This window comes from Pseudarthrobacter sp. NKDBFgelt (assembly GCF_046097905.1).
GTDB lineage: Bacteria > Actinomycetota > Actinomycetes > Actinomycetales > Micrococcaceae > Arthrobacter > Arthrobacter polychromogenes.
In genome coordinates this window covers 42,482-52,001 of sequence record NZ_JBJURL010000020.1, presented here as the reverse complement: position 1 = coordinate 52,001, position 9,520 = coordinate 42,482, and the positions used below count along the sequence as shown (strand labels likewise).

Genomic DNA, 9,520 nt, shown 5'->3' with positions numbered 1-9,520 from the left:
CGGCCGAGGCGGAGTCCAGGACGCTGTGCACGCGTGCGCGCAGCCGGGAGGAGGGAGGCAGCGCGGGGAACCAGCTCAGCCACGTCTCGGCGGGCAGTTCGCGCAGCAGCTCCGTCACGGGCTGCGGCAGACCCCCGGTGTGCCGGACCAGGCCGTGGGCCGCAGTGACGCTGAGGTCGATGCCGTGCAGGCGCCGGGCCACTTCCTGGACCTGCTGCGGAGTGAGCGGCTCCATGGGAATGCGGACCACCTGGTGCCCGGTGAGGTAGTCCAGGACGCCTGCCGGGATGCGCGGCGCGTCGGCGGGGTCCAGGGTCAGCAGGAACAGGATCTTCTTGCCGTGCAGCCGGCGCATGACGAATGTGAGGATACGCAGGCTTTCCACGTCGAGTTTGTGGACGTCGTCGACGGCGACCACCACGCTCCCGTGCGATTGCAGCCCTTCCAGGTGGGTGCCCAGCGTCGACGCGTAGTTGACCACCTGGTCCGTACTCAGGGAGGCGAGGGGACCCGCCGGAAGGTGCGGGCCGCCGTCGTACGCTTTCGCCGAACGCAGCGGCGGGGCGAGCATGAGCTGCGAATAGCCCGCGAGCGCAAACTGCGCTTCCCACTCGTCGCCCATGGCGGAAAGGACGCGGACGCCGCGGGCCCCCGTGCGGCAGTGTTCCAGGAAGGACTCCAGCACCGCGGTTTTTCCGGAGCCGGCGGGCCCGGCGAGGACCACGGCGGCCACCTTGCCCTTACGGACGGTGCGGAGGATTTCCGCGAGCTCAGTGAACACTGCCTCGCGGCCTACCAGCGCCGAATCCGCGCCAATGTCGCCCTGGACGGACCCCGCAGTCATGGCCGCCAGTCTACCGGAGCGCCCTGCCCGCCCGTTCCGGCGGGGGTCCATGCTAGCCCAGGTCCCCGCCGGCCACCGGAAGGATGCTGCCGGTGAGGTAGGACGCTTCGTCGGAGGCGAGGAACACGATGGGCGCGGCCTGCTCGTCCAGGGTGCCGTAGCGCTTCATGAAGGACGATTCCACGGTCTGGTCCACGATCACCTGGTACCAGGCCTTCTCGGTGGCGGATTCGGCTTCCGGGCCACGTTTGACCTTCCGCGGTGGAGCTTCGGTGCCGCCCGGCGCAGTGGCAACCACGCGGATGCCGCGGCCGGCAACCTCCATGGCCAGGGCCTGGGTCAGGGCGTTGACGCCTCCCTTCGCCGCGGCATACGGGACGCGGTGCATGCCGCGGGTGGCAACCGAGGACACGTTGACGATGGTCCCCGATTCCTGTTCCAGCATCGCCGGCAGGACCGCCCGGCAGCTCCAGAGGGTCGGAAACAGCGAGCGGCGGATCTCCTTTTCGATCTTGTCCTCGTCGTATTCCTCGTATGGGCGCGCCCAGATGGTGCCGCCAACGTTGTTGACCAGGACATCCACGCGTCCGTGGGCTGCAAGCGCAGCCTTGACGGCCCGGTTGGCGCCGGCGAAGGTCTCCAGGTCCGCTGTGACGGACGTGGCCGAACCACCGGAACCGGAGACCTTGGCGGCCTCTCCGATGCCGCGGGCCACGTCGTGGACCAGGTCGGCGCGGTCCACCAGGACCACTGCGCCGCCTTCGGCGCCTATGCGTTCGGCCACTTTCCGGCCGATCCCCTGGGCGGCACCGGTGACGACGGCGACCTTGCCGCCGAAGCGGCCGGGGGTCACGAACTGCCCGGCGTACGGCGCAGCCATCAGAGGGCGGCCTTGGCGTCGATGGCGCCGGCCATGGTGTCCTTCGCGTCGTGGGCATGTGCGGTGATGACGGCGCGGAGGCGGTTCTTGTCACCGCGTTCGAAGGCGTCCACGATGTCCAGGTGGTCCTGGGTGACCCGCTCGAAGATCGGCGTTCCGGCGTCGAGGGCCGCGGCCATCTGGGCGTGCACATCCAGGCGCCGGTAGGACTCCAACAACATGGGGTTGTCGCAGACCATGAAGAGGTACTCGTGGAATTCCTCGTTGGTGCGCGCGAACTCCTCGGGGTCCCTGATGTTCCCGCCGTCCACTGACGCTGTGGTGGCTTCGGCGAGCCGGCGGAACTGGCGCAGCTGCGCTTCGCTGAGCCTGCCCAGCAGCAGTTCGCTCACCGCCAACTCCAGGCCCATGCGGGCGTCCAGCTGCGCGAAGCTGTCTTCCTTGCGGAAATCCAGCCGGCCGGTCTCCAGCGAGGACACTGCCTCGCCGCGGCTCATCGTGTCTCCTTCGGCCCGGATCTTCCCGGCCGGCGCCGGGGCACCCGTTTCGGCGTCGCCTCCGGTCGTCTCCTTCGGAGCGAACCGCTCGAAGTAGAAGTTGGCGGGCTGGATGCCGTCAGTGTCCAGCCACTTGGAGACGGCGTTGACCATGGGGGGCGGGCCGCAGAGGTAGATGTCCACGTCGCCGTCGTTGAGGTGTTTCGGTTGGATGATCTGGGTGACGTAGCCGGTGTGCGGGGCCGAGGTGCCGGGCTCGGAGACGATGTAGTCCCAGGTGAAGCCGGGCAGCTTCGCTTCGTAGGCACGCAGCCAGTCCAGGCCCACGATGTCCGCCTCCCGGGTGAGCCCGTAAATGAGGTGGACCGGGCTGGACGGCGGCTTTTCGGAGAGTTTTTCCAGGATGGACAGGAGCGGGGCCAGTCCGGTGCCGCCGGCCAGGAGCAGCAGGGGCCGCTTGGGTTCGCGCAGGAAGAACGAGCCGTAGGGGCCGGTGAATTCAACGGAGTCGCCTACTGCGGCGCGGTCACGTAGGTATTCGGACATGGCGCCCTGTGGGGTGACGCGGACCATGAAGGACGCGTCCTGAACCTCGGGGCCACTGCTGAAAGAGTAGGACCGCTCGGCGTCGGTGCCGGGGACCTTGAGGTTAACGTACTGGCCGGGAAGGAAAGCAAGCGCTTCCCGGTTGTCCACCTCAAGGGTGAAGGACACCGTGGTGTCCGTGTGCCGGTTAAGCTCCTTGATGGTGGAGGTGAAGGTGGCCGCCGCCGTTTTGGCCGATTCCGACGTGGCCGGGATCTGGATGGCCAGGTCGGATTCCGGGACGGCCTGGCAGGTCAGCAGGTAGCCCTTTTCGAGTTCCTCTTCGGTCATGGCGTCGTCGATGTAGTCGCCCGGGTCGAAGGACCCCGAATCGCAGAAAGCCTTGCAGGTGCCGCAGGCGCCGTCGCGGCAGTCCGACGGGATGTTGATGCGCGCCTTGTAGGCCGCGTCCATGACGGTCTCATAGTCGCCGACCTTGATGACTTTGGTGACGCCGTCTTCGAAGCTGAGGGCTACTTTGTGGCCCATGGGGTCCTCCTGGCTGTGCGGGCGCGTCGTCGCGTCCCGGGAAAGTTCTGGCGTGCCCGGCGGGCACGGAATGGGACCTGCAGTGCGGCGCCGGGGAACTCCGGGCGCCGCACTGGGCGGGTCAGATCATGTAGACGTCCACCACGTGGTGGATGTAGTCGTTCTTCAGGACTACTTTCTTCTTCAGAATCACCGGCTCGGGGCCGGAAAGGTCGATCGTGTAGTAGCTGGTGCCGAAGTATGTGTCCGTCGTGTTGTAGCGGAAGTACAGGGTGAACCAGTTGAAGCGCACCTCGACGCGGCCGCCGTCGTTCGCCAAAACCTCAACGTCCGTGATGTTGTGGCCCGTGCGCGGCTCGGGGAGGGAGGTCGCCGAAGACCGGTCGGTCTTGATCCGGAACACCCGGTCCTCGATGCCGCCGCGGTTGTCGTAGTAGATCAGGGAGATCTCGTTCTGGGGGTCCTGCGTCAACTGGTCGTCCACGTCCCAGGCCGGCATCCAGAATTCGGAATCCGGGTGGTAGCACTCCAGCCACTCATCGAACTGGCGGTCGTCCAGCAGGCGGGCTTCCCGGTAAAGGAAGGCCCGGACCGTTTCGAGGGTTGCGATCTCCTCTTCGGTCTTTAGGACCGGGGCGGTTTGGGTCAGGTTTGTCATGGGTTCTGCGCTCTCTGTGGTTCCGGTGGGCTCTGTCAGGCGGAGGCGGGGACGGAATCCAGCGCGGCGCGGTCCTCTTCGTCCACCAGGGCACGGTCCATGACTTCCTTCCAGTACCCGTGCTGGATGGGGTAGAGCCCTTCGTCTTCGGTGCGCACGCCGGAGGCGATGACCCTGGTCATGCCCAGGGCCTGGGCCTGCTCGTCCGGGCCGGCGATCTCGTGCGTAGAGCCTCGGGTCATGTCGTTCCACGGGGCGCTGGTGGCCCAGTAGGTCTTGTTGCAGGAGCGGAATTCCTCCAGGTCGTCCGGTGTGGCCATGCCGGTGGCGTTGAAGAAGTCCTCGTACTGGCGGATGCGCTTGGAGCGGTTCTCCTGGGACTCGCCCTTGGGCGCGATGCAGTAGATCGTCACCTCGGTCTGGTCCGCGGAAATCGGCCGGAAGTGGCGGATCTGCGAGGAGAACTGGTCCATGATGTAGACGTTCGGGTACAGGCACAGGTTTCGCGAGATGTTGATCATGAAGTTGGCCATCTCCTCGCCGTACTTCTGGACCAGTTCCTCGCGGCGGTCCCAGAGCGGACGGTCCTCGGGATTGGTCCATTCCTGCCACAGGAGCAGGTGGCCGTGGTCGTAGGAGTAGAAGCCGCCTTTGACCTTGCCCCACTTGCCGGCGTCCATGGCCTTGGTCTTGTTGGCGGAGTCACCGGCGCTGCGGCGGGCTGTGGTGGCGGCGTAGTTCCAGTGCACGGCCGTGACGTGGTAGCCGTCCGCGCCGTTCTCGGCCTGGACCTTCCAGTTGCCGTCGTAGGTGTAGGTGGATGATCCGCGCAGCACCTCCAGCCCTTCGGGTGACTGGTCAACGATCGAGTCGATCACCTTCGTGGCATCGCCCAGGTGCTCCTCGAGCGGCAGCACGTCAGCCTTCAGCGACCCGAACAGGAAGCCGCGGTAAGACTCGAAGCGGGCCACCTGGGTGAGGTCGTGCGAGCCTTCCTTGTTGAAGGTCTCGGGGTAGCCGGCGTTCCTGGAATCCTTGACCTTCAGCAGTTCGCCGGAGTTCTTGAACGTCCAGCCGTGGAACGGGCAGGTGAAGGTGGTGCGGTTGTCCGTCTTGCGGCGGCACAGCATGGCGCCGCGGTGCGAACAGGCGTTGACCAGGCAGTTGAGTTTCTCGTCCTTGTCCCGGGTGATCATCACCGGGGTGCGGCCGATGTACGTGGTGAAGTAGTCACCCACATTGGGGATCTGGGACTCGTGGGCCAGGTATACCCAGTTGCCTTCGAAGATGTGCTTCATCTCGAGCTCGAAGATCTCCTGGTCGGTGAAGATTTCGCGCTTGGCCCGGATGATGCCGTTCTCACGGTCGTCGATCACGGCGTCGGCAAGGACCTCGCGGGCATGGATCAGGTTCTCGGTCATGGCGTGCTCCCTCATTGGAGATTGCTGGACGGATGGGCGGGAGGTCCGGGCTGGCGGCGGCGCCGGCCGTGGACGTTAGAGGCAATCCTTCCCCGCCGTGACTCGTCCCACATCAGGCAAACACCTAGGGTCCACCAAGGGTGTTTTTATGTCCCGATAATGACTAAAAACCGGCCCTATCAATATTTGTTTCGTCATTATCTTCGGACCTACGATGAGACAGACATCACGCGACGCCACGGCCCGCAGGTTCTCCTGCGCCGGCGTCCCGCGGCGGGTACAGGAGACCTTCCTGGGCCCCAATTTCAAAGACGAAGGTGGAGACCGCCATGACTGAGACCCAAGTGGATATCCGGAACGAGAACGAGGGCACGGCCGTTGAAGCCGGCTCGAAGGCCACCGAACGCTTCACCGCTTCCGGCAAGCTTTCGGAACTGAACGTGCCCAAGGAACGCGTGAGCCTGCTGGCCGGCGCGCTCATCAAGGCCGCGAATGACATCGTCGTTGAGCACGAGGTCACCTATGAGGAGTACAACGCCCTGAAGGCGTGGCTCATCAAGGTAGGTACCGACGGCGAATGGCCGCTGTTCCTTGACGTGTGGCTGGAGCACACGGTGGAGGACGTCAACTCCCAGGAGCGCCCCGGCACCAAGGGCACCATTGAGGGCCCTTACTACGTGCCAGGGTCGCCGGAGCTTGCGACGCCGGCCACTGTCCTCATGCGCGACGGCGAGGAGGGCACCCCGCTGCGCTTCACCGGCCAGTTCACGGACACCAACGGCAGCGCCCTCCAGAACGCCCAGGTGGAAATCTGGCACGCGGACGCCGCCGGTTTCTACTCGCAGTACGCCCCGGGCCTGCCCGAGTGGCTCTTCCGCGCCACGGTCAAGGCTGACGACCAGGGCCGCTTCGAAATCAACACCATGCGTCCGGCGCCGTACCAGATCCCCACGGACGGCGCCTGCGGCCAGCTCATCGAGGCGGCCGGCTGGCACGCCTGGCGCCCGGCCCACATCCACATCAAGGTCTCGGCACCCGGCTACCAGCCTGTCACCCAGCAGCTCTACTTCCCGGGCGACCCGCACAACGCCGACGACATCGCCTCGGCCGTCAAGCCGGAACTGATGCTGGACCCCCGCCCCCGCACGGACGGCGGCGCGGGCGAGGAAGTTGTCTACAACTACATCCTCGCCAAGGAAGGCGAGACCAAGTAGGTCTTTGCCCCTGCCTGTTTGAGGCCGGGCGCCAGATCCCGGCAACCCAGGCGCCCCGGAGCTGCATCTCCGGGGCGCCTGTCCTTTCTGACCACGCAGCCAGGAGCCAGGATGCCCACTTCCCGCAAGGACCCATTCACCCAGCCCGAAACCGCAGCAGCACCCGTCCATGCAGAGGCGGCGCCCGGGCTGCCGGCCGCGGAGGTGCCGCCTGCGCAGCAACCGCTCCTGGAACGGCCCGGACGCCGTCCGGCCGGACCACGACGTTTCCTTCGGGACGTGGCACCCGCCTACCTGTCCAACGGCGCCATTGGCCTGGTCTTCACCGCCTCCGGGCCCATCGCCGTCACCCTGGCGGTCGGGGCAGCGGGCGGGCTCAGCCAGGACCAGCTCGCCTCGTGGGTTTTCGGCATCCTGTTCTCCGGCGGCGCCGCGACACTCCTCATGTCGCTGCTGTACCGGCAGCCGCTGGGATTCGCCTGGTCGATTCCAGGCACGGTACTGCTCGGGCCGTCGCTGCAGCACCTTTCATTCGCGGAAGTAGTAGGCACGTTCTTCACTGCCGGGCTGCTCATCCTGGCCTTAGGGGCAACAGGGGTGGTCCGGCGAATCATGGCGATGATTCCCATGCCGATCGTCATGGCCATGGTCGCCGCCGTCTTCCTCCGCTTCGGTACGGACATCGTTTCCTCCAGCCAGTCCAATCCGGCCATTGCCACGCCGATGGTGGGCGCCTTCCTGCTCCTGACCGCCGTACCCGCCCTGGGGAAGTTCCTGCCCCCGGTCCTCGGGACCCTCGTGGCCGGCTGCCTGGCGGTGGCAGTCAGCGGGCAGTTTGTCGCCGGCGTACCCGGGCCGCTCCTGGCCGCCCCGGTCTTCACTCCTCCCGTCTTCACGTGGGCGGCGCAGCTGGAACTGGTGGTCCCCCTGGCGCTGACGGTCCTCTTCGTCCAAAACGGCCAGGGCATCGCCGTGCTCCGGGCCGCCGGCCACCGGCCACCGGTGAACGTCTTCGCCATCGTGTCCGGCGTGTTCTCCCTGCTGAACGCCAGCCTGGGTGCCGTATCCGCCTGCGTGACGGGCCCTACGAACGCCCTGTTGACGTCGTCGGGAGTTAAAGAACGGCAGTACACAGCAGCGGTGACCTACGGCTGCCTCGCCCTGGCCGGCGCCGCGCTGGCTCCCACCCTGACCCGGCTGATGCTCGCCACGCCGAAGGAATTCGTCCTGGTCCTTGGCGGAATTGCGATGCTGCGGGCACTCCAGCAGGCGTTCGTGACCGCCTTCTCCACCACCTTCACTCTGGGAGCGCTGGTGACCTTCGTCGTGACCATCTCCGGCCTGGATCTGTTCAACATCCACGCAGCCTTCTGGGGCCTGGTCATCGGATACGCCGTTTCACGGCTGCTGGAGCGTCCGGACCATCTCGATCTCGAGGGGATCAACCCGCAAGGTCGTCCTCGGACCAGCCCCTACCCAAGCGTTGGACCTCAGTCTCACTGAGGGATACTCAGCTCCGCCGCCCACAACGCCAGGTCGTGGATGCGCAACAGCTGAAGCACCAGTCCTATGTGGCCAATCAAGCAATTCACGTGTCTTTCCTTTTAGGCTGCGCGAGAATCACCGGCCGAAACGTCGGAGGGCCGGCCTCCACCGAAGGCAGTCCCCCGGCAGGCAGGCAGCGCGTCACCAGCCCACGCTTTGTTCCACACCAAAGTCAGCGAAGTCATGTAGTCCCACGTACCTTCGCCCATGAACAGCTGTTGGCCAAGAAACCACGGACCCCACCACAGCAGGCGGAGAGCGCACCAGCCAGGACCCTCAACCCGTCACCTCACACCTGAAGAGGCCATCGCGGCGGCCAGGCCACAGTCGGCGAACCACCCGGCAGAGCGACGGTGCCACAAGATCTGTACGCACGTTAAAGCAAAAAACCCCTCTGACGAGGGGATATGCTGTGCCCGAGGTGGGACTCGAACCCACACACCTTTCGATACCGCATTTTGAGTGCGGCGCGTCTGCCAATTCCGCCACTCGGGCGCGGAATACGCAAAGCAAACCGGTACGCCCACAGCTGATTGTGAGCAACGCGATCGCTTCACGTACGCGGAATTACTCTACAGCCAGATAGGCTGAATTCCAGAATCGCGCCGCCGACGCCGCAACCGACCATGCAGATCATGTACAGGACCGGGCGCACCTAAGATAGTGATGTCCCCGCCGTACCTTTCCAAGGAGATCCCGTGACTGAACAGACGGAGTCAAAGCCCACGTCCCAGCCGGCGCGCCGCGTCATTGTGGCCGAGGATGAAACCCTCATCCGCCTCGACATCATCGAAATCCTGCGCGGCGAAGGCTATGACGTTGTGGGCGAGGCGGACAACGGCGAGAAGGCCGTCCAGCTGGCCGAGGAACTGAAGCCGGACCTCGTCCTGATGGACGTCAAGATGCCCGTTATGGACGGCATTTCCGCAGCCGAGAAGATCGTCAAGGCCCGCATCGCCCCCGTGGTGCTGCTGACCGCATTCAGCCAGAAGGAACTCGTGGAGCGTGCCCGCGACGCCGGTGCCATGGCGTACGTGGTGAAGCCGTTCACCCCCGCAGACCTCATCCCCGCCCTGGAGATCGCACTCTCCCGCCACGAGGAAATCAAAGCACTGGAAAGCGAAGTCTCCGACCTCCAGGAGCAGTTCGCCACCCGCAAGCTCGTGGAACGCGCCAAGAGCCTGCTCACCACCAAGATGGGCCTCACGGAGCCGGAAGCTTTCCGCTGGATCCAGAAGACCTCCATGGACCGCCGCCTGAGCATGCGCGAAGTCGCCGAGACCATCATCAACCAGGTCAACTAGGTCCGCACGGTCGGGTCTGCCAAAATCCGGCAGGCCCAACCAGCGGACCACAACGTAAAAGGACCCCTGCCGGCCGGCAGGGG

Annotated in this window: 9 protein-coding genes and 1 tRNA gene; 4 read left to right on the top strand and 6 right to left on the bottom strand. The window is 65.7% G+C overall.

What is annotated here, in order from left to right:
- From ACKAE7_RS07755 to benA, 5 genes are all read right to left on the bottom strand, one after another.
- Positions 1-844: AAA family ATPase (locus tag ACKAE7_RS07755; RefSeq protein ID WP_408978858.1), on the bottom strand; the 844-nt coding region annotated here is incomplete at its 3' end.
- Between the two features lie 52 nt (positions 845-896).
- On the bottom strand, positions 897-1,724 hold the full coding sequence (locus ACKAE7_RS07750; protein WP_190611957.1) for a 1,6-dihydroxycyclohexa-2,4-diene-1-carboxylate dehydrogenase: 828 nt from the start codon (positions 1,722-1,724) through the stop codon (positions 897-899).
- Complete coding sequence (gene benC, locus ACKAE7_RS07745; protein ID WP_408978857.1) at positions 1,724-3,295, bottom strand: benzoate 1,2-dioxygenase electron transfer component BenC; 1,572 nt, start codon at positions 3,293-3,295, stop codon at positions 1,724-1,726. Before benC ends, ACKAE7_RS07750 begins: the two co-directional genes overlap by 1 nt.
- A 121-nt stretch (positions 3,296-3,416) precedes the next feature.
- Positions 3,417-3,953, bottom strand: coding sequence for a benzoate 1,2-dioxygenase small subunit (benB, locus tag ACKAE7_RS07740; protein ID WP_192044084.1), 537 nt, complete (start codon positions 3,951-3,953; stop codon positions 3,417-3,419).
- Positions 3,954-3,988: 35 nt separating this feature from the next.
- Positions 3,989-5,374 carry a benzoate 1,2-dioxygenase large subunit gene (gene benA, locus ACKAE7_RS07735; protein WP_408978856.1) on the bottom strand — a complete coding sequence of 462 codons (1,386 nt, stop codon included), beginning with the start codon at positions 5,372-5,374 and terminating at the stop codon, positions 3,989-3,991.
- Between the two features lie 214 nt (positions 5,375-5,588).
- Between benA and ACKAE7_RS07730 the strand changes: the two genes are divergently transcribed.
- From ACKAE7_RS07730 to ACKAE7_RS07720, 3 genes are all read left to right on the top strand, one after another.
- A complete protein-coding gene (locus ACKAE7_RS07730; RefSeq protein WP_286132723.1) occupies positions 5,589-5,711 on the top strand; it encodes a hypothetical protein in 123 nt (40 codons plus the stop codon).
- On the top strand, positions 5,704-6,588 hold the full coding sequence (gene catA / locus ACKAE7_RS07725; RefSeq protein ID WP_190611962.1) for a catechol 1,2-dioxygenase: 885 nt from the start codon (positions 5,704-5,706) through the stop codon (positions 6,586-6,588). Before ACKAE7_RS07730 ends, catA begins: the two co-directional genes overlap by 8 nt.
- Positions 6,589-6,699: 111 nt before the next feature.
- Complete coding sequence (locus ACKAE7_RS07720) at positions 6,700-8,091, top strand: benzoate/H(+) symporter BenE family transporter (RefSeq protein ID WP_408978855.1); 1,392 nt, start codon at positions 6,700-6,702, stop codon at positions 8,089-8,091.
- A 455-nt stretch (positions 8,092-8,546) separates the two neighbouring features.
- Here the strand turns inward: ACKAE7_RS07720 and ACKAE7_RS07715 are convergent.
- Positions 8,547-8,628 (bottom strand) — tRNA-Leu (locus ACKAE7_RS07715).
- Positions 8,629-8,831: 203 nt separating this feature from the next.
- Here ACKAE7_RS07715 and ACKAE7_RS07710 point away from each other — a divergent pair.
- Complete coding sequence (locus tag ACKAE7_RS07710; protein WP_009358190.1) at positions 8,832-9,437, top strand: ANTAR domain-containing response regulator; 606 nt, start codon at positions 8,832-8,834, stop codon at positions 9,435-9,437.
- Positions 9,438-9,520: the final 83 nt, after the last annotated feature.